The organism is Microcoleus sp. D3_18_C2 (genome assembly GCF_036702395.1).
Lineage (GTDB): Bacteria > Cyanobacteriota > Cyanobacteriia > Cyanobacteriales > Microcoleaceae > Microcoleus.
Genome location: NZ_JAUBTG010000026.1, coordinates 29,331 through 49,733 on the forward strand (window position 1 = coordinate 29,331; position 20,403 = coordinate 49,733).

At 44.6% G+C, this 20,403-nt stretch carries 15 protein-coding genes; 2 read left to right on the forward strand and 13 right to left on the reverse strand.

What is annotated here, in order from left to right:
• The 12 genes from QUA88_RS16820 to QUA88_RS16875 form a co-directional block, all read right to left on the reverse strand.
• A partial coding sequence (locus tag QUA88_RS16820; protein WP_333053816.1) for a hypothetical protein occupies positions 1 to 205 on the reverse strand: 205 nt, incomplete at its 3' end.
• A 12-nt stretch (positions 206 to 217) separates the two neighbouring features.
• The gene (locus tag QUA88_RS16825) at positions 218 to 1,090 is read right to left on the reverse strand and encodes an Npun_R2821/Npun_R2822 family protein (protein WP_333053818.1); all 873 of its coding nucleotides are present in this window, start codon (positions 1,088 to 1,090) and stop codon (positions 218 to 220) included.
• Positions 1,087 to 2,061 carry an Npun_R2821/Npun_R2822 family protein gene (locus QUA88_RS16830; RefSeq protein ID WP_333053819.1) on the reverse strand — a complete coding sequence of 325 codons (975 nt, stop codon included), beginning with the start codon at positions 2,059 to 2,061 and terminating at the stop codon, positions 1,087 to 1,089. The genes QUA88_RS16825 and QUA88_RS16830 overlap by 4 nt, the downstream gene beginning before the upstream one ends.
• 135 nt (positions 2,062 to 2,196) lie before the next feature.
• Positions 2,197 to 3,297: a formylglycine-generating enzyme family protein gene (locus tag QUA88_RS16835; protein WP_333053820.1), complete on the reverse strand. Its 1,101-nt coding sequence runs from the start codon at positions 3,295 to 3,297 to the stop codon at positions 2,197 to 2,199.
• Positions 3,298 to 3,308: 11 nt separating this feature from the next.
• Positions 3,309 to 4,259 carry a glycosyltransferase family 10 domain-containing protein gene (locus QUA88_RS16840; protein ID WP_333272740.1) on the reverse strand — a complete coding sequence of 317 codons (951 nt, stop codon included), beginning with the start codon at positions 4,257 to 4,259 and terminating at the stop codon, positions 3,309 to 3,311.
• Between the two features lie 143 nt (positions 4,260 to 4,402).
• Entirely contained in the window at positions 4,403 to 5,644 is a 1,242-nt protein-coding gene (locus tag QUA88_RS16845) for a glycosyltransferase family 4 protein (protein WP_333272742.1), read from the reverse strand.
• Between the two features lie 239 nt (positions 5,645 to 5,883).
• Entirely contained in the window at positions 5,884 to 7,887 is a 2,004-nt protein-coding gene (locus QUA88_RS16850; RefSeq protein ID WP_333053823.1) for an ABC transporter ATP-binding protein, read from the reverse strand.
• Positions 7,888 to 7,979: 92 nt separating this feature from the next.
• On the reverse strand, positions 7,980 to 9,131 hold the full coding sequence (locus tag QUA88_RS16855; protein WP_333053824.1) for a glycosyltransferase family 4 protein: 1,152 nt from the start codon (positions 9,129 to 9,131) through the stop codon (positions 7,980 to 7,982).
• Positions 9,132 to 9,410: 279 nt separating this feature from the next.
• A complete protein-coding gene (locus QUA88_RS16860; RefSeq protein WP_333053825.1) occupies positions 9,411 to 10,229 on the reverse strand; it encodes a hypothetical protein in 819 nt (272 codons plus the stop codon).
• 9 nt (positions 10,230 to 10,238) lie between these two features.
• Complete coding sequence (locus QUA88_RS16865; RefSeq protein ID WP_333053826.1) at positions 10,239 to 11,114, reverse strand: hypothetical protein; 876 nt, start codon at positions 11,112 to 11,114, stop codon at positions 10,239 to 10,241.
• Complete coding sequence (gene galE, locus QUA88_RS16870; RefSeq protein WP_333053827.1) at positions 11,080 to 12,078, reverse strand: UDP-glucose 4-epimerase GalE; 999 nt, start codon at positions 12,076 to 12,078, stop codon at positions 11,080 to 11,082. Before galE ends, QUA88_RS16865 begins: the two co-directional genes overlap by 35 nt.
• 200 nt (positions 12,079 to 12,278) lie before the next feature.
• The gene (locus QUA88_RS16875) at positions 12,279 to 12,482 is read right to left on the reverse strand and encodes a hypothetical protein (RefSeq protein ID WP_190659093.1); all 204 of its coding nucleotides are present in this window, start codon (positions 12,480 to 12,482) and stop codon (positions 12,279 to 12,281) included.
• A gap of 253 nt (positions 12,483 to 12,735) precedes the next feature.
• Here QUA88_RS16875 and gloB point away from each other — a divergent pair, with 253 nt between their 5' ends.
• Positions 12,736 to 13,509 (forward strand): hydroxyacylglutathione hydrolase, encoded by a 774-nt coding sequence (gene gloB, locus QUA88_RS16880; protein WP_333053828.1) that lies wholly within the window; start codon positions 12,736 to 12,738, stop codon positions 13,507 to 13,509.
• Between the two features lie 97 nt (positions 13,510 to 13,606).
• Here the strand turns inward: gloB and QUA88_RS16885 are convergent, their stop codons facing one another.
• The gene (locus QUA88_RS16885; protein ID WP_333053829.1) at positions 13,607 to 14,446 is read right to left on the reverse strand and encodes a glycosyltransferase; all 840 of its coding nucleotides are present in this window, start codon (positions 14,444 to 14,446) and stop codon (positions 13,607 to 13,609) included.
• 641 nt (positions 14,447 to 15,087) lie between these two features.
• On the opposite strand from QUA88_RS16885, the gene QUA88_RS16890 reads away from it, so the two are divergent.
• Positions 15,088 to 20,253 (forward strand): PAS domain-containing protein, encoded by a 5,166-nt coding sequence (locus QUA88_RS16890; RefSeq protein ID WP_333272747.1) that lies wholly within the window; start codon positions 15,088 to 15,090, stop codon positions 20,251 to 20,253.
• Positions 20,254 to 20,403: the final 150 nt, after the last annotated feature.

The following is a 20,403-nucleotide window of genomic DNA, read 5'->3' on the forward strand; positions in this document are numbered from 1 at the left end:
CAAATTTAGGAATTGTGGAACAGGCATCTTGCCTGTTCTTCCAAGCTTGTTTGGTGTCAAAAACACCACCAAATTTAGGAATTGTGGAACAGGCATCTTGCCTGTTCTTCCAAGCTTGTTTGGTGTCAAAAACACCACCAAATTTATGAATTGTGGAACAGGCATCTTGCCTGTTCTTCCAAGCTTGTTGATAATGATACAACATATGAGTTTATCCTCACCTACTGAAAGCCAGAAATATTTTTTGCACTAAATTTGGTTTTTCCTCATTGAGATAACGATAATGTTTCCAAAGTTGCCAATAAGGACTACCCGATTTAATCGGTATTCCAGCCCAGTGAATATATTTTAACCTTTTGCCTTTGTCATAAAGAACATAATCTATTTCTTGAAAATGTTTAGAACCAGCCCAGCTTCCAGGTTCGGTTGCTGAATCTTTAACCAGGTTGCAGCGTTTGGGAATCAGTTTAAGAATGATATAATTTAGTATAGGTTGATCGGTGACATTTTGAGTAAAGTCAAAATATTCTCGATGCTGCGAACATTCTTGCAAAATTTCATACATTTGCGATTCTGTAATCGTTCCTTTTCTCGAAGCCCAAAAGCCGCTGTTGAATACATCTTGAAGCTGTGAGTCTGTAAAGATATTTTGTTCTTTTACAGCGGGTGAAAATACATTTCGCAGTTTTTCGCTGAGGTGGTGATAGTCGCAGCAAAAAAAGTCTACTTCTGATAGTTTGTTTAAGTTGGCTGCGATATCTTCAAAGACGATGATATCGGTATCGATGTACAGAAATTCGTCAAGGGGGCCAAACCAGGCGGCGAGTTTTCGCATTTTGTTGGGGAGGGCTAAAAAGTTGCGATCGAACATTTGGCCAATTTCTCTGGTAAACTGTTCCACAAACTCCAGATTTGGGAACAATTGCACACCGTGGAGACTGCTGAGTGCGGCTGCGACTTGCTGATAATTGTCGTCGAAGGGAATCAGAAAAACAGGTACTTGACAATTGTACAGACGTATGCTGTTTAGAAGGGCGATCGCACTTTCGATCACCTTATCATTCGCAACAATATAAATACCGCGATTCATACATTTATCCTCAACCTTCTCAATACCCTGGTTAACAAATTCGCCCCAGAAACCTCAGTATAAGACTTGGGCGCTTGGGCAAAAATCGGACGCTTTGACGGTTCGCGGAGATAGCGGTAATGCAGGAACAAATCGCGATAGGGAAACTCAATATTTTCCCCCGCACAAACTCTCCGAATTAAATCCGGCGGCACACCAATATAATGAATGTAAGTAAGTCGGTTTCCCTTGTCGTACAAAATCTGATCTTGCTCTTCAAAATGTTTAGAAGTGACACTGCACCCAGTTTTTTCGCCATCCGGGAGGCTATAAGCAAAATTATAGCTATTCATCCCCGTTTTCATCACCATATAATTGAGCAACGGCTGTTCTCCCGCACCTTTATAGAGAATTTCCGCCTCGCCCGATTGCAGTTGAGCTAACAGCCATTCCCTAGTATCTTGCTCAAACAATCCTTGCTTGCTGGCGTAAAATCCCGAACAAAATATTTCCGAGTCTATCCGATTTTGCTCAAAAACTTCGAGCAGTTTCGGCGACTTAATATTGTATACTTTAGTTGGAGCTCGAAATTGAAAATCATAAACCACAAAATCCGATTCCTCTAACTTCTGAAAAACCGCATCAAGGGAATTCATCACCAAAGTATCCGCATCCATATAGATAAAATTTTCAAACGGGCCGTCGAAAGCGCAAAAGCGCCGATGTGCGCCGTAAAGCCGGAATTTTTTGCGATTCAAACGCTCTGGTGCGGCTGCTTGCATGAATTTATCCCATCGCTGGATTGATGCGCTATCTTCATAAATAAAGACGTTGGGACGGTTGACAATTTCTGCTTTGATTTGCTCTATTTGGTCGTCGAAAGGATAAATACAGACGGGAATAGTTGAGCCTAAGATAACTTCAATACTGTTGAGCAAGGCAATTAGTTGGTCGTAAACTGTATCGTTGGCTAGCGTGCAAATTCCATTCATATATAGTTGCTCAATTATATCGTGTCCGCTCGATTAATCACGATTTAAAGCTTTCAAATAAAAGTCTATCGGCATCGGGCAAAAATGACAAGACATAAAAATCATCGCCGGATACTACAAACCGAAAACGAGAGACTACGCTAAAACACAAGCCACGCGAAAACCAACGTCTATAGCCCGGAAGCTAGCCGAATATCTAAGACGAGTGGCACTGCGGCAATATACCGCAGAATATTCCCAGGAACCGCCACGCTGCATACGTTTATCATTTGCGCCAGTTTCCCAAGAACTTCCGTCAGTTGGTGCACCGTTATAGTTTTCGTGCCAGGTATCGCTGCACCACTCCCAAACATTGCCGTGCATATCGTACAGTCCAAAGGCATTGGGGGTAAAACTCCCGACATCCGTTGTTTCTCGGCTGCGATGATAAGAGTCTGTGGGGGGAGCGTTTGCGTAGGCAGGGTATTTGTCATGGTTGACTAATTCTATGGTAATGGTTTCCCCAAAATGAAATGGCCCTGTTGTACCCCCACGACAGGCGTATTCCCATTCTGCTTCACTCAGGAGGCGATATTTTTTCCCGGTTTTTTCTGAGAGTTTGTCGCAGAATTTGACGGCATCTTGCCACGACACACCTATTACAGGACGTTTTTCACCTTTGACAACCGATGGATTTTTTTCCATCACTGCTCGCCACTGTGCTTCGGTGATGGGATACTTACCAGCAAAAAAAGCGGGTACTTTTACTTGATGCTGCGGACTTTCCCTCTCTTTTCTACCTTCTTCTGTTTCTGGCGAACCCATCATAAATACCCCGTCGGGAATCGATACCATTTCGAGCACAACTGAGTTCCCTAAGTCTTCAGGGAAGAAGCGAGCAAAGAACTGACTACGGCTGTTTTCCTTTCCTGTAGCATCGACTGCGATAACATCAAATTCAAAAGAGCTACGTAAATGTTGTTGAATCTTCTCCTCATCTCTATTTCTCAGCAGCGAATAGGCGGCAAACTTCACCGCCATTGATCCATCTTGCAGTGCCCCAATTATTAAATCTAAACCTGCATCTCCATATTTGAGCGCTTCAGATAGTGCAGCAATTTTTACCTCAAGAATCGGTGAAGCCAAACGACTCTTAACGCCGGGAATCCCACCTAAAACAGCAGCACCTATGGGGGGAGGATTTTGACCGCCGAGTACGGCATCGTATTCTCTGGGTTGATTTTGGTTTTCTGTCATGGCGCTATTTCCTAAGATGCAAAGTTAGACAGCCAATTGAGCAAGTTTAATTCGTGGAGAATGATTTGTCTGGCTTCAGCAATTTTTTCCCTCGCTTCATGCCAATAATCCGGCGTAGCTACAACCTCTTTAATAAATTCTACTCCTTTCTCATCCAAACTCGACAGCCGCAGAAAACTCCCCGCCGGCAACAATTTATCCGCCGCCGAACCGCCGTAATAAATTGGCAAACACCAAGCTAACAAAGCATCCCAAAGCTTCTCGCTGACATACCAATCGTTTTCGGCATAATTTTCAATAGCTAAGTTGTAATAGTATGGTGCGACGGCGTGCCATTTATTGTTCATAGTGCCGTTTCCGCGCGCCCAAGTTGGCAAGTTTCGCCCGTAAAGGTCAAAGTCTAATTCTTGTGCTTGCAGCAATTTGATAAAGTCTAATCTGTGGCGGTGATTGGCGGTGCGGCTAACACCTGAAGTAATCCAAGAACAGGATTTAGTTTTCGGCGGCGCCGGCATTTCATCTAGTTCTCGAAACGAGTTAGAGTGATACCAAATCGCGGGCATATAATCGGGTTTTGGTGCGAAATCGTCGGGCCCGGAAACGTAACCGCAATAAAGTTTGGCTTGTTCGTAGTTGGCTTTGGTAATCTCAATTACTTCTGGTAATGGCGGCTCGCGGATCAGGTAAATTATGCGTTCCTTGGGGACACCGCGCAATTTTTCTCGAATGTCGTTTTCGGGATTTCTGGGGCTTGGACGGCGGATTTTGTCGAGCCAGGATTGCTGTTTGGAAGGTTGGGGAAAGTCGAATTGATACATGAGTAAAAAGTCTGGTTCGGGGTGGTTGGCGAGCATTTGAATGTTGCCCCAGTTGCCGAAGTTTTGGGAGGTTTGTTGCCACAGCCAGTCGCTTTGACTCATGCCTGGATAGGTGGTGATTGTGCCGATGATTTTTGGGTTCATATCTAATAATAAATCTGGTTTTTGCGTGTGGGCGGGGCGGGTTTATGAGATTTTTTATTTGAGGCGATTATGGTTGGTAAAACCCGCCCCTACGGATTTTAAATGTGGTTTTTGCTTTTGGCAGGGCGGGTTTATGAGATTGTTTATTTGAGGCGATGATTGTTGGTAAAACCCGCCCCTACGGAATTTTGAATTATCGGATATCGCACTTGCTGATCCACATAACCCATAATTCTCTCGATCCTGTTTTCCCACGAAAATTGCTTGACAAAATCCATTGTTTCTGCATAACCTTCGGTTTTCCTCGGATATTCGGTTAAACAATCTCGAATGCTTTGCGCGAACTGGTGCGGGTTATCCGGTTCGCACCAAGTTGCTGCTATATTTCCCGATTTAAATTCCATTAAAGACGCAATCTCCGTCGCTACAATCGGGGTTCCCGATGCCATGTAATCAAAGAATTTTAAAGGAGATGTGAATGTCGCGGCTTCTGTCAAACAGTGCGGGTGAGTCAAAACATCGGCTGCTTGCAGCAAGCTAGCTAGTTGATTTTGAGGGAGGTAGCCGAGAAATTTAATGTTGTTAACTTGCTTGGATTTGGCTAATTGCTGGTAGGCTGTTACTTGGGATGAATCACCGCCGGCGATCGCAAATTGAACCAGCGGCAATTCCTTAGCCACATCCACCAACATATCGACACCTTTAAACGGGTAAAGTCCCCCTGCATAAACTGCTAAATGCCGTCTGTCATCTTCTAATAATTGCTGTCGCCAATTCTGGGCTGCTTCTGTTTGTCTCGCGAGAAACAAATGGTTAAAACCATTGTGCAGTGTAATTACTTTTTCCGGCGGCATTCCATTCTTAATCATGCTGTCTCGGACAGTATGGGCAACAGTTACGGAAATCTGAAACAGAGGATTGCGGATAATTTCTGATTCAAATTGCTTGTTTTCATGGTGGTGCTGTTCGTAGATAGCGGGAATACCGTTTTTAATGGCAGCTTTGACAAAGTTCCAGTCGCGGCTGTGGACAATTTGAGTCGATTTAAGCAGGTGAATCGGTAAGTAGTATTTTGATACTATTGTACTCGCACTCGTCCACTTGCTGTCGCAAAGGTCGATCGGCCACGGCATCGGTAAATCTGCTACTTTTAATTTATCTTGAATATTGTAAATTTTGGCAAGTTTGTCATCGGGTTTCCTGGGTTGAAAAGGAAAAAGCCAATCAACTGGATTCAAAGCACTCCAGCCTTTGCGGAGATATACCAAAACTGCTGGTAAACCGAGATTTGCTGCGGCATTGGCAGAGTGTGCAACTTGAACTAAGCTTGCTACATTGGGTTGCGGCAAGATATTTCTGGTAAAAAATACATAATATTTAGACATGGTAATTGGTAGTTAGTAAATGGTAATATCATGTCCGATCGATTGACCGCGATTAAAGGCCGGGGCGGGTTTACAGATTTTCCCGTTTTTATTCAATATCTTGGTGAACCCGCCCCTACAGGAATCATGGTTAATTGACCGGACATGATATAATTGGTAATTGGTAATTGGTAATTGGTAATTGGTAATTGGTAATTGGTAATTGGTAATTGTTGACTGTGCAGACTGTTGACTAATGACTACTTTTTAACTGCCTGACGCTTAATAGTATTTTCTATAAATTCTAAAGTAGTGAAAATATTAGCAGCAGAATGAAATGATTCTCTGATTAATTCGTCTCTTTCTTCGGGAGAGTCTACCATTTCATCTACTAGCAATTTGAGGTAAGCTATCATGGGAGTCAGGCGGGTGCGAATTTCGTAAGAACCTCTAATTAGAGCTTCATCGCGAGCGGTTTCTTCGGCAAATTGCACTGAATACAAGCGAGTGTAGTATCCTCCTTTTGCTAGCAATTCTTCGTGGGAACCCATTTCTACTACTTGCCCGCGATCGATCACGGCGATTTTGTTGGCTTTTTGGACTGTGGAGAGGCGGTGGGCGATGACTAAGGTGGTGCGATCGCAACTCAATTTCTCGATCGCCGCTTGTACGTACCTTTCCGAAACCGTATCCAGCGAACTCGTTGCCTCATCTAAAATTAAGATTTCCGGGTTTTGCAGCAGGGCTCTAGCAATTGAAATTCTCTGACGCTGCCCTCCCGATAAAATCACGCCCCGATCGCCAATTTGAGTATCCAACCCCTCCGGCAACAGTTGGATAAACTCGTAAGCATTAGCTCCCTTCGCCGCTTCCACAATTTCTTCCTCAGTCGCTTGAGGCCTAGCGTAAGCAATATTTTCGCGCACTGAAGCATTAAACAAAAACGTATCTTGGCTAACAATACCCATCGCTTGTCTGAGACTTTTCAGCTCAAATTCGCGCAAATCTCTACCATCGATCGAGATATGACCTTCAGTTGGATCGTAAAATCTCGGCAGTAAATCTGCCAAAGTTGATTTGCCAGAACCCGAAGTTCCTACCAAAGCTAAAGTAGTGCCGTGAGGTAGAAATAAATCAATTCCTTGCAGAACTAAATTCTTGTGATTGGGATAACTAAAAGATATTTTATTAAAATGAATTCCCGATCGCAAATGAGTGTAAGGCACAGAACCGTTCAGCATAAATGGCTTGTCCTCGCAGCTCAAAAAATCATTAACCACCTCTACACTAGCCGACGTATTAGCAAATTGACTGCGCCCGCTATTCAACTGTGAAATTAAAGGAATTAACCTAAAAAGTACCAATAAGTAGGTTAATAAAATTGTAGCAATAGACTCTATCTCATTCGCAAATATGGTGCGGCCTATAAATACAATCAGAATTATAACTATCAAATTAACAACTTCGTTAATTGGGGCGATCGCCGCATAATTTACCTGAGCCTGAAAATCCGCTTGTTCTCGCCTTTGAATTAAATACTTGATCCGCTGATACTCCCTTTCCTCGTTCCCAGTTGACTTGACGAGCCGAATCCCCGTAATGGTTTCCAGCACCCTAACCGAATAATCTTTCGACATTTCAGAAAGCAGGTGGCCAAAATGCTTGGAACGGTTAATAATATATTGATTTGCCCAAGCAACTAACGCCAGCAAAACTGTAGCTGTCACCGTCAGTTTCCACGAGATAGAAAGTAGCAGGCCCAGAAACACCAAAACCGTGATTGACGTAGTAAACATTCCGATGGCCGTACCAACTGCACTAGCAGTCCGACCAATCTCTCCGCCCAATCTATTAATTAAATCCCCGACTTTTGTTTTAGAGTAAAAATCTAAATCTACTTCTAACAACAACCGCAAACCTGCTTCTCGCAAATCAAAAGTCAGAGAGCGCGTCAGAGAAGTAGCTACTAAAGTATTGATATAACTCGCAACATTTTTTAAAAAAATTGCCAGCACAACCGCCCCGGTCATCAACATTAAACGCTGATTTCCGGGCATTCCCTCAAAGGGATACATCAAAGTTTTAATTAGAGGTGGAGCACCCCGCAGCTCGATAGTTTCCTCTAAAAAACTTAAAAGCACTGGTACAATCAGAGTAGTGCTGATACCGTTGAATAAAGCGCCAGAAAAGCCCAGCATCACAGTTAAGAGAATCCTGCCGGGATATCGTCTGGCAAATTTTAGGAGTAGCTTATTGGCAGACATGAAGCATTCCCAGCTAAACAGTACGGCATCTTAAAATATTCTTTAATAACAGCCAGCTTTTCTTCCTCCATTGAGTCGTTTTAAAATAACATTTACATACCTGCGATTATCTCTGAAAGTATCGGTTTCATTGCTTGAATACTATATTTTTTCACACATCTTTCCCTAGCTTTCATTCCTTGTAAATTAGCCGCTGTCAAATTTTGAAATATCCATTGAATTTTTTGTGAAATTTGAGCGAGAGAACTCGGATCGACTAAATAACCCGTTCCTCCTAAAATTGATGGAATATCCCCCACTCGCGTAGATAAAACAGGCTTAGCCATTGCCATACCATCTGTCAGCTTGAGCGGAAACTGAGCCACGGCTGTGAGAGTTTCTCGCTGAGGAACAACGACAACATGAGCCGCCGCTACAACCGACGGCATCGTCTCCACTGGAAACCTTGGCAGTTTAATAATCCAACGTCCCCATTGTTTCACAAGTTTATCATCATAATCATCATAAGGACTCCCGCCGACGATCGCTAATTTTAAATCGGGTTCATTTAACTGTTCGAGGGCCATCAAAACATCCTCAACACCTTTGTGAGGTCGCGGCGCACCGGGAAACATTAAGATTCTATACCCGGACAAGCCGTAACGCTGTCTGCTCAATTCAGGATTGTATTTAGCAGGGTCGAACATTGCAGTATCCTTACCATTAGGCAAATATACACCACCAAAACGCTGTTGTAAAAACTCAGTATCAACGGTGACTGCATCCGCACGGTGAATGAGACCTTCCATCCACTTGAGATAGAGGGGATGATCTGGTTCTCTCAATTGACCGTTATGTTTAAAAATATCTCGATAAAGTTGTTTGAAAGAGGGACGGTATTGCCATTCATCTCCCCCGTACCAGCTCAGTTCCCAGTCGTCTATATCTAAAATTATAGAGTGGCGAGTCGCCAGTTTTTTTAGCAGTGATAATCCAAAGCTTGTAGGTTTAGGTTTAACTGCATAAATAATATCCCCATCTATTTTTTTCCAAAGTTTTTGAGCATCCATTAAAAACCCCGGATAATTTTTCCCCGGTATCGCACATACCGGGATGTCTCTGGGAGGAGTAGCGTACAATTCCTTGCCAAACTGAAATCCAACAACTTCTACATCACATTTAAGCTCTATCAAGACTTGAGCTAATAAAAAAGCACGAATTGCACCTCCTCCTGACAAATCGCTCACTACTAATGAAACTTTCACTGAGTATTTTGTTTAAAACATTTGTTTAATTTTCCTGCTTAACCGAGCTTTTGTCAAGGCGATGGGGACTCACGCACTCCCGACCAAAGCAACCAGGTTTTTAACCACGGGAAAGGGCAGCAACGCGTCTTTTGGTAAAAAAACACAATAATGAACCCAAGACTGTTATTCAAGCCAGCAATAATTCTTCTAGGTAAATTTTCGGATATGTTGAGGCTAATTTTTTTGTGTTTGGGCAAAACTTTGTTGCTTTTGATGCAGTTTGCCAACAAACTTTAATTATTTTAAACGCCAGGGATTGTTAAGTTGATTTGGTAAAAATATTTTAGCCGTGCGATCGACTATTCTAGTAAAGAGCGATCGCGTCACGTTCTTCGCGTACTGAGGGCGGTAAGGATAAGTGCAGTGCATTACTTTAATCGGTTTGTCGATCGTATAAACATCTTTCCACTTATCCAAGTAGTTGTAAACCGGGGACAAAGTTGTCATTTTCGGTTTCACTGATTCAACAGCCGCCGCAAAAGCTCCCTGGTCTTTCAACAGTAGCACATTTTGATGCGCCACTACCATCTCGAAATATTTCTTAAAGTTTATAAACAATTCCTGAGTTTTACTGCTTTTCGTAAAACCGATAAATCCGCCATTGTATTGAACGCTATTTTCATTTAGCGGCAACCCGACAGACTGCAAAGTTGACAGAATATCCTGCTTGACTCTTAATAAATTTGCAGCTTTAGCAATCGCAGGCTGCACATCTTCTGTTATCAGCAAATCTACTTCATCAAGATAGTCAAAAACTTCATATATTGGCGATAGCAAACAAATATCGCAGTCCAGATAAATAGTTTTCTCAAAAGGAGATTGTTGATACAAAGCCAGCTTAGCTAGCCGCGACGCTAAAACAGGATTTTCGTGAGACGGTGCAGGTTTCAATATGACATTTCCAAACACCTGAAGTAAAGGATATAAAATTAGAGGGACTCTATCTATTAAAATAATAATTGGTTCGCGGTGAAACTTCCTGACTGAAGCTAGAAAATGTATGCAGTCTTGAAATGAGTACAATCCAATTAAAATGGTGATAAATCCTCTATACATCTCTTTTCTCTAGCGATAGTAAAAATTGAAATTTAATAAGGCAATTAACTGTGTTTTTAATAACCTATAGAGATATTGCCAATGCTCAAACTGCAATTTATCCCAAACTTTATCCCAAAAGGTTCTTACTTGATTTTTTTGCCAGTCCCAATGAGCAAAAGAATGCTCCATACTTTGAGCGAGTTCCTGCCACCCGTCATTACGAATATTCCACCCAACTTTAGCAGTTGCTAACCCAATGGGATTACCGTCTTTTGTTTTGACTTTTTGCACTTCAAAAAATCTTCCAATCTTTCCCCATTCTTGAATAAACTGAATTTCTTTCCCATTGTCTCTCGCAATTACGAACAAATTTTCTTGAACAAAACTTACAGGTTCCAATGGTATTTCTAGCTTTTTTGCTAATTTATCAATTGCCTCTTTTCTACCTGGCAAAGATTGATTAGGTGGATGTTCTAGAATGGGAATAAACCCTTTACAAGTAATTCCTGACATCCATTCTCTCTCCGGCACTTTTCCTATGATTCTTGTATCTGCATCCACAAAGATTGCCACTCGGAATAATTCTAAGGCTTTTTTTAGTGCAAATCGTTTATCATTATAACAATAATCTACACCTTCGCGACTTTTTTTAAAAGCAAAAACATTCGTCAAATTCTGAAAGTCATTTGGGTAGTCAGTACAAACAACTAGCATCGTCCCTAGAGAATGAGTTTCTAAGTCTGCTGCTAGTTGTTTGGCTAATTCGCAATACTTTTTCCCAAAAGCTAAGGTGCAAAAACAAAAATCTTTGTGACTGTTTAACATTATTTTAGACTCAATTTTTGCACTTTTTTTATTTGAGTTTATGCTAAGTGTGACGCTTTTGATGCCACTGCCAAGCATGGGAGATAATATCCTTAATGTCGGGATATTCTGGAGACCAACCCAAGATTTCGATCGCCTTTTTGCTGCTGCCAACTAAAGCAGGCGGGTCTCCTGGACGCCGATCGCACTCAACAGCCTTAATCTCTTTTCCAGTCACTTGGCGAGCCGTTTCTATCACCTCTTTCACCGAAAACCCGCCCCCATTGCCCAAATTAAAAAAATCTGATTTGCCACCATTTAGCAAATATTCTAATCCCAAAATGTGAGCAGATGCCAAATCGTTAACGTGAATGTAATCCCGAATGCAAGTACCGTCAGGAGTATCGTAATCCGTGCCAAAAATCGCGATCGAATCTCGTTTACCCAAAGCCGCGAACAACACCAGCGGGATCAGGTGAGTTTCTGGATTGTGATCCTCTCCTAACAACCCGTTCGGGTCAGCCCCAGCCGCGTTAAAATAGCGGAAACAAACAGACTTGAAATCATACGCAGCGTCAAAATCCGACAAAATCCGTTCTACCATTAACTTAGTAGCACCGTAGGGATTGATCGGGTTTTGCGGGTGGTCTTCTGTGAGCGGGATTTTCTGCGGTACACCGTAAGTCGCGCAAGTAGAAGAAAACACAAATTTCTTCACGTCAGCAGCGATCATTGCTTCCAAAAGCGTAATAGTGCCGATGACATTGTTGCGATAATATTTAGCTGGGTCGGTAACAGATTCGCCCACGTAAGCGTAAGCCGAAAAGTGCATTACCGCATCAATCTTGTGCGTAGCAAACAAGTTATCGAGAAGAGTGCGATCGTTCGTGTCGCCAACTACCAACTCCACCTGCAAAGCCCGATCTACTAAATCTCTGTGACCGTAAACTAAATTATCCAAAATCACCACACCGTAACCGGCGTTTTTCAGCGCTAATACTGCGTGAGAGCCAATATATCCAGCTCCGCCCGTCACCAAAATAGTTGGTTTGTCTGCACTCATTTTATTCTGCCTGTTTTTGTAGCTGGGATTGCTAAGAGCCTTGTTAATTTGAGACTGCCACAACTGACGCCTTCACACTCCGCGTGAGCCGGAGAATTCAAGCGAAATATATAGGCTTTGCTGTGCCCGACGGGACGATCGCACTCCTAAAAAACGCTTTTTATACTCCAGATAGATGCTGACTGTGCAAGTCTTTGTTTTCAATCGATAAACTTGAGGCGACCAATTTGGATATAATCAAATATCCGATTGATTTGATGTCGATCCTCTTCTGAAATTTTATCATCTGACAGGATAGCCGAAGTCAAAACTAAGTGTTCCCTGCGAGTTATCTTACCAGACGCTACAATCCGATCGACTTTTTGAGAAATTGTTAAGTTTGATTTGTTGTGAGATGTTCGCATTTATTCGATCGCTTTTATGCCAAAATAGTTAAAGCCGATTGTAGTTATTGACTCAAAAATGGTGCGTACTCGACCGCAAATCAATTTGCTGGCACAGCAGAAATAACGTATCCGAGTTTTACATCCCAAGTTTTACATCCCAAGTTTTACATCCCAAGATAGATATGCGGACTTAATAAATCTGCAATCAGCCTTCGGATAGCGTTCAGAGTAACTTAATTATATAATATTTTTCCGAGAGAGGCACTTTTCTATGCAGGTTTATCGGCTTCCGGTACTGTCCGACAATTACATTTTTTTACTGCACGACCCCGATCGCCACACCGCAGCAGTCGTCGATCCAGCACGATCGCAGCCAGTATTAGAGCAACTGCGATCGCTCGGAGCCGAATTAACCGCAATTTTCATTACCCACCACCACAGCGACCACGTAGGCGGCAATCAGGAACTGATCGATCGCTTTCCCCAAATTAAAGTTTATGGTGGCGCAGAAGATAGAGGCAGAATACCCGGACAGCAAGTGTTTTTACAAGCGGGCGATCGAGTTTCTTTCGCCAACAGAACCGCCGAAGTCTTCTTCCTACCCGGCCACACAAAAGCTCACATCGCCTACTATTTCCCCCCCAGCAACCCCAGCGAAACCGGCGAATTGTTTTGCGGCGACACCTTATTTGCCGGCGGCTGCGGCAGGCTCAAAGAAGGCACTCCCGCCCAAATGTTAGCCTCTCTGCGGCAACTCCGAAACCTGCCCGATAGTACGAGAGTCTGGTGCGCCCACGAATACACGCTGAACAACCTGCAATTTGCCTTGAGTGTGGATGGCGACAATCCCGATTTACAGCAGCGCTTCGCCGAAGTCAAGGAAGCGCGCAGTCGATCGCAACCTACAATACCATCATCGATCGGCATCGAAAAAAGCACAAACCCATTTTTGCGCTGGGATTTTCCCAACCTCCAATCAGCCACCAACACCTCCGATCCAGTGCAAACCTTCGCTCGATTGCGCGGCATGAAAGACCAATTTTGACCCCCTCGCATCCAGGATACCCGCCACGTGATTCATCTCGCGCAAGTCAATGCTTCAATTCTAAAATCTAAAATCTAAAATCTAAAATTGATTGACCTTAACGTTTTTGTTTCTTCAGGTAACTCTTAAACTTGGTTGTCGGTTCCCTCAACCACTGGCCAAATGCTCTGTATTTTATCTTAAATCTCGACAACCAATTAAAATTCTTGGGAATTTTTTCCACTTCGTCCTTAAACGGTGTCTGAGACAACATATCGAGCCATAATTGATTGGGGGTTGAGCTTTCCCACGGTTTCGGTCTTGACATAAAGTGCATCACTTTACTTGACATATCATCAGTCTTGTGGTTGTTCCAGATTTGGTCTAATTGCTTCCACCTTCCCGCTAAAACAGAATTTAATGCACCCTGATCGTGATCCCCCCAAAGGTTTAATCGAGCGTTTTCCATCAACTTTTCGGACAGTTGCTCTTCCTCCCAAAGCTTCATGTTGTAAACTAAAACACCCGTATTGAAATAAGGGTTTCGATCTTGAGAATTGTTCGTATTTCCCCAGACATTGGGTGCGGCTGCTATCGGCATTGTTTGAAGATCGAGGTTCCACAGTGGATCTAAACTTCCCAGAACGATCGTGTCGCTGTCGAGCCAAATCAGCCTTTCTGTTTCCTTGGTATATTTTTCAGGCTGCAATTTAACGTAAGCAAGTTTAGAACCTGACAGAGAAAGAAGTTGGTCGTAACTAGATTGCAATTCTTGCCATTCAATCTGGTATTTGCAGCAATTCTGTAACTGTTCCTTTTGCTGTGGAGCTATGCCGGTAGATACAATGGTAATTTTTACCTGCTCCTGTCCCGATTTACTAACATTCAAATCTATAGACTTAAGAAGTGCTGCCAACCCCAGAATATAGTTGCGATCGCCGGCGGTGAATATGTGCATAGGATTAAGTTTGTGAAATTAACAAAGGTAAAAGGCGCGCGGTCAAACTTGACACAAACGTCGGCACGGGAGGAAGCAGGCTGCCCTGTATTGGGTAAATACGATCGCCCGTTTACCGTTGAGACGAACAGAACCTTGCCTAAATTTACCATCTGGTTTACGCAAAGAAACCGGGTTTTTAAGTAGGTAGGCGCAAATAAAGTTTACCACAATGTAACAGAAGGTAACGCGGGCGTAACCAGAGCGATTGCTTCGTTTCACTCGCTGCAAGAGAGGGCTTATTTATTTTCCAGCTTAATCTACTTATTTATCTGTGTGCAAGTGCCATCTGTTCGCGCGAAAACCAGCAACAGCAATGGGTAATATGCAGCAACACGGAAAACTGATGAGACGGACTAACCTGGCATTTGAAACAGCCAGAAAATTCCCCGTCGCCTCTGCCGAATCCCGCAAATGGTTCAGACGTGGGACTCTACGATAAAATAAATTGTCTAGATATCGATATTATTACCGCAGAACGATCGACATCCATCTTAGGTTTGAAGTGTCACCCTGCTCAAGTCAAAAGTTCCTCTGGTTATTTCCCTATTATTGAGCGCGATTTGCTTTTCCAAAAGTAAAATGATCGTTGTTAGAAACCGATGCAAAACCCACGCAATACTGAACCCCAAGCAAAAATCGACCCCTCTGTTTCAACGGATTCTAACAAAGCGTTTTACCCAGCCCCGCCTTTGCCAACTGATGTAGGGATGGTTCTGCAATTGGCAGATGGTAGCATTCAGGGGTGCAATTCTCACGCCCAGGAGCTATTGGGGATGACAGCAGAACAGATGCTCTTATGCACTTCAATCAACAGTCGCTGGCAGACTCTGCGTGAAGATGGCTCGGATTTTCCCGGCGAGACGCATCCGGCGATGGTGGCGCTGCAAACCGGGCAACCATCCTCAAATGTCATCATGGGCTTTGAGCGGCCACAGGGAGAATTGATTTGGTTGACGCTCAATTCTCAACCTTTATTTCAGGGAGATCGATCGACTCCCTATGCGGTAGTAACAACCTTCACTCCTATCGCTCAGCCTCAACCCGAACCAGTCTGTAACGCGCCCGCGGCCCAACTGTCAGACACCCTCGAAAGTATTTCGGACGGGTTCTTTGCTTTGGATCGAGACTGGCGATTTACCTACCTCAATTCGCAAGCGGCGCGGTGGCTGAATCGACCCTCGAAAGATTTGATTGGCAACAGCATTTGGGAAGAGTTTCCCGAATCAGTGGGCAGTTTGTTTGAGATCGCATCTTGCACCATTCTCAAGAACGGGCAAGATGCCCGTTTCACAAAAGATGAATTTTCTTCTTGTGGAACAGGCATCTTGCCTGTTCGGGAACAAATTACGGTGAGTTTTGAATTTTTTGATCCGCCACTCAATGCTTGGTATGCGGTACGAGCTTATCTCATCCCATCGGGACTTGCCGTTTATTTTCAAGATGTCACCGAGCAGAAAGCGGATCGGGCTGATTCAATTAAACAAGCACAAACTTCGCAGCAACAACTAACAGAAATCGAGGCGATTTATGCTAGTGCGCCGATCGGACTTTGCTTCCTCGATACCGAGTTGCGGTTTGTCCGCATCAACGATCGGCTAGCAGAAATAAACGGAGTTCCAGCCGCCGCCCACATCGGCAAAACATTGCGCGAAATCTTGCCAGAAATGGCAGATGATTTAGAGCCACTTTACCGACAAGTTATTGAAACTAAAGTTCCACTTCAACAGCTCGAACTTAGCAGGACGAACTCAGCACAGCCGGGAGTCGATCGCGATTGGCTGTTGAGTGTCTATCCACTCAGGGCCGAGGACGATCGCGTCCTGGGAGTGAATGTGACGGTGCTAGAAATTACCGATCGCAAAGCTACCAAAAAAGAAATTGAACGGCTCAACCAAGAACTAGAGCGACGAGTCAATGAACTGGAATCGATACTTGATGCTGTACCCGTTGGCATTACGATCGCCCGCGACCCACAGTGTAAAGTAATTCGCGCTAACCGATTTGCCCAGTCGATGTTGAAAGTGCCGCCGGATACCAATGTTTCTGGAACCGGAGAGCAAGCCGCAACCCTTCCCTTTAGACGATTCCGCAACGGAGAAGAAATTCCAGGAGAACAACTCCCAATGCAACTAGCTGCGGCTTCCGGCGTCCAAGTGCGAGATGTGGAAATTCAAATGGTGCGCGAGGACGGGGTAGCCTTTGATTGGTTGGTGAATGCGGTGCCGTTATTTGACGAAGAGGGCGCAGTTCGCGGCTGTGTGGCGGCGTTTATGGATATTAGCGATCGCAAACAAGCTCTTGCTGCTTTGGGTCGTTCCGAGGAACGCTATCGCACTTTGTTTGAGTCCCTAGACGAAGGTTTTTGCGTCATCGAAATGCTGTTTGACGCCAACGAAAAGCCGATCGATTACCGCTTTTTGGAAGTCAATCCTGCTTTTGTGAAACAAACCGGACTCGAACAAGCTACAGGTAAAACGGTGCGACAGCTCCTTCCAAATCACGAAAATTATTGGTTTGAGATGTACGGCAAAGTCGCGCTCACGGGGGAACCATTGCGCTTTGAACACGGCTCGGAAGCCATGAACCGCTGGTTTGAGGTTTCGGCGTTCCGCACTCCTGAGCCGGACAGCCGCAAAGTTGCCATACTTTTCAAAGACATCAGCGATCGCAAACAATCGGAGAATCTGCTGCAGCAACAGTCCGAGCAACTGCGACTGTTCGTCAAACATTCGCCTGCGGGGGTGGCGATGTTTGACTGCCAGATGCGGTATATGCTGGTGAGCGACCGCTGGCTGGCAAGTTACGGGCTCGGCACTCAAAACATTGTGGGCCGATCGCACTACGACATCTTTCCCAATTTGCCTGATCGTTGGAAACAAATCCACGAGCGCTGTCTGGCGGGAGCAGTCGAAACCTGCCCTGAAGATCGGTTTACCCGCCCTGATGGCTCCATCGACTGGGTGCGCTGGGAAATTCACCCTTGGCGAACCAACACCAATGAGATTGGCGGCATCATGATTTTTTGCGAAATCATCACCGAGCGCAAAAACGCTGAACTCGCGGTACAAGCGGCCTCCCAGCAAGTCAGCAATATTCTAGAAAGTATTACTGATGCCTTTATGGTGATCGATTCACAATGGCGCTATACCTACGTTAATGCCACAGCAGAAAAACTGCTTTCTCGATCGAGAAACGACTTGCTAGGTCGATCTATCTGGGAGGTATTCCCCGCCGAAAAAGAATCCTATTCAAGGGCATATCAAGAATTTCATCGAGTCGTTAACGAGCAAGTTTCTGTCAAGTTTGAAGAGTTCTCGCCCTCGCTCCAAATGTATATAGAAGTGAGCGCCTATCCTGCGGCCGAAGGACTTACGGCTTATTGGAGCGATATTAGCGATCGCAAACGCACGGAAGAAGAACTGCGACAAAAAAATGCGATTTTGAACGTAATTAACGAGTCAGCACCCACGCCCATTTTTGTCAAAGATCGAGAAGGACGGATTATTTATGCCAATCCAGCCACGCTGGAAATAATGGGCAAATCTGCTTCTGAAGTAATTGGTGGTCGCGATATCGATTTATACCCAGTAACAGAACTTGCAGTCGCAGTCACGGAAAACGATCGGCGGATTATGGAGTCGGGACAAACAGAAGTCCTCGAAGAATCTCACGATGGCATTCGGACATTTCTGGTAATGAAAGCTCCCTACCGCAATCAGGCGGGAGAAGTCATCGGCCTGATTGGCATCTCCAGCGACATCACAAATCGCAAACGAGCAGAAGTCGCCCTGCAAGAACAAACTAAGTTACTGCAAGTAATTATTGACAGCATTGGTGATGGTTTGATTTTGGCCAACCAACAAGGCGAGTTTGTGTTGTTTAACCGAGCCGCCGTAGGAATATTCGGTCAGCTATCGAATGAAAAATCTTGTGAGGAATGGTCGAGGACTTACGGACTATTTTTGGCAGACCAAAAAACCCTTTTCCCCGCCGCTGAACTACCTCTAGCCAGAGCAATCAAAGGTGAATATGTCAATGATGTAGAGGTATTTGTCCGCCGCGAAGATGCTGAAGGTCGCTGGATCAGTATCAGCGGTTATCCGGTAGTTGATACTAGCAACCAAATCAAAGGCGGAGTGATTGTCTGTCGGGATATCACAGAACGCAAACAAGCTTTATCAGCGCTGCAAGAAAGCGAAGAACGATTCCGCACTATGGCTAACAACGCTCCTTTTATGGTATGGGTAACAGACTCCACAGGCTATTGCACTTTCTTGAGCGAAACCTGGTATGAATTCACAGGTCAAACTGAGGAAACAGGTTTAGGATTGGGTTGGATAAACGCCTTGCATCCAGAAGACCGAGAACAGGTCAAGAACGCATTTTTGACCGCCAACGAACGCCAGGAACGGTACAGCGTGGAATATCGCGTCGGGCGCAAGGATGGCGGATATTCTTGGGCGATAGATGCGGCTGCTCCCAGATTTTCCGAAAGCGGACAATTTGAGGGTTATATCGGCTCTGTAATCGACATTACAGAACGCAAACAAGTGGAAACCGACCGTGATATAGTTCTCCAATTAGAACAAACTGCCCGCACGGAAGCCGAGCGAGCTAACCGCATTAAAGATGAGTTTCTGGCTGTGCTTTCTCACGAGTTGCGATCGCCCCTGAATCCGATTTTAGGCTGGTCGCAACTGCTCGTCGGCGGCAAGCTGAACGCCAGTCAAAGTGCCAAAGCTTTTGAGACTATTGAGCGCAACGCCAGACTGCAATCTCAATTAATCGAAGACTTGCTTGACGTATCTCGGATTCTGCAAGGAAAACTCAGATTGAATGTTGCTCCAATGCATCTGGCAACCATTATTCCATCTGCTGTGGAAACCGTGCAATTAGCAGCGGAAGCTAAAAAAATTCAAATCCAAACAATCTTAAATCCCGATGTCGGGCAAGTTCTCGGTGATACAAGTCGCTTGCAACAAATTGTGTGGAATTTGTTATCAAATGCTGTGAAATTCACGCCAGAAGGCGGTCGAGTAGAAGTTCGATTAGGGCAAATCGAACACCAAGCTCAAATTAAAGTTACGGACACGGGTAAAGGTATTCTTCCCGATTTCTTGCCTTATGTTTTTGACCATTTCCGACAAGAAGATGGCGCAACAACTCGCAAATTTGGCGGCTTGGGACTGGGATTGGCGATCGTTCGCCAACTGATCGAACTTCACGGCGGAACGGTGTTTGCAGAAAGCGCAGGAGAAGGTCAAGGAGCGACGTTTACGGTGAGATTACCGCTATTAAATGATGATTCTAGAAGGCAGGAGGATGAAGCCCTCAATTGGTCTGCTTGTCCCGCTCTCTCATCCTTGCCCCTAGCTGGATTGAGAATTTTGGTGGTAGATGATGAACTCGACTCGCGAGATTTTGTGGCTTTCGTGCTTGAGGAAGCGGGTGCAGAGGTGATTTCCCTGTCATCTGCTGCTGAGGCGCTAGAGTCGATCGAACAAACTGCACCGGATTTGCTCGTCAGCGACATCGGAATGCCCCAGATGGACGGATATATGTTGATCCATCGCATCCGCACTCAGCTTGCGCCTGAGTATCGGCAGTTGTTGGCGATCGCCTTAACGGCCTATGCTGGAGAAGCGAACGAGCGCCAAATTTTGCAAGCCGGATTTGACCAACACTTAGCCAAGCCGATCAATTCGACCCAGTTAGTTGCTACTGTAGCGCGATCGATCGCCCAGCGCCTTGAAAATAAAGCCTGAGTGCTCTGTAAGACATTGCACTGTAGTTGATTTTGCTCATTACAGCACCCCCGTTTTGCGTAATTTCAAACTGAATTTGCCCGTTAAAAATATTATCCCTGTTTCTTCCCTCGAACGTCGAATCTCGAACCTCGAATCTCAACATCCATC

What these genes read in the sequence shown, in the direction of transcription:
- QUA88_RS16825 (WP_333053818.1), bottom strand. Translation starts at nt 1,090, where the DNA reads ATGAATCGCGGTATTTATATTGTTGCGAATGATAAGGTGATCGAAAGT.
- QUA88_RS16830 (WP_333053819.1), bottom strand. Translation starts at nt 2,061, where the DNA reads ATGAATGGAATTTGCACGCTAGCCAACGATACAGTTTACGACCAACTA.
- QUA88_RS16835 (WP_333053820.1), bottom strand. Translation starts at nt 3,297, where the DNA reads ATGACAGAAAACCAAAATCAACCCAGAGAATACGATGCCGTACTCGGC.
- QUA88_RS16890 (WP_333272747.1), top strand. Translation starts at nt 15,088, where the DNA reads ATGCAAAACCCACGCAATACTGAACCCCAAGCAAAAATCGACCCCTCT.
- QUA88_RS16860 (WP_333053825.1), bottom strand. Translation starts at nt 10,229, where the DNA reads ATGTATAGAGGATTTATCACCATTTTAATTGGATTGTACTCATTTCAA.
- galE (WP_333053827.1), bottom strand. Translation starts at nt 12,078, where the DNA reads ATGAGTGCAGACAAACCAACTATTTTGGTGACGGGCGGAGCTGGATAT.
- gloB (WP_333053828.1), top strand. Translation starts at nt 12,736, where the DNA reads ATGCAGGTTTATCGGCTTCCGGTACTGTCCGACAATTACATTTTTTTA.
- QUA88_RS16885 (WP_333053829.1), bottom strand. Translation starts at nt 14,446, where the DNA reads ATGCACATATTCACCGCCGGCGATCGCAACTATATTCTGGGGTTGGCA.
- QUA88_RS16840 (WP_333272740.1), bottom strand. Translation starts at nt 4,259, where the DNA reads ATGAACCCAAAAATCATCGGCACAATCACCACCTATCCAGGCATGAGT.
- QUA88_RS16865 (WP_333053826.1), bottom strand. Translation starts at nt 11,114, where the DNA reads ATGCTTGGCAGTGGCATCAAAAGCGTCACACTTAGCATAAACTCAAAT.
- QUA88_RS16845 (WP_333272742.1), bottom strand. Translation starts at nt 5,644, where the DNA reads ATGTCTAAATATTATGTATTTTTTACCAGAAATATCTTGCCGCAACCC.
- QUA88_RS16850 (WP_333053823.1), bottom strand. Translation starts at nt 7,887, where the DNA reads ATGTCTGCCAATAAGCTACTCCTAAAATTTGCCAGACGATATCCCGGC.
- QUA88_RS16875 (WP_190659093.1), bottom strand. Translation starts at nt 12,482, where the DNA reads ATGCGAACATCTCACAACAAATCAAACTTAACAATTTCTCAAAAAGTC.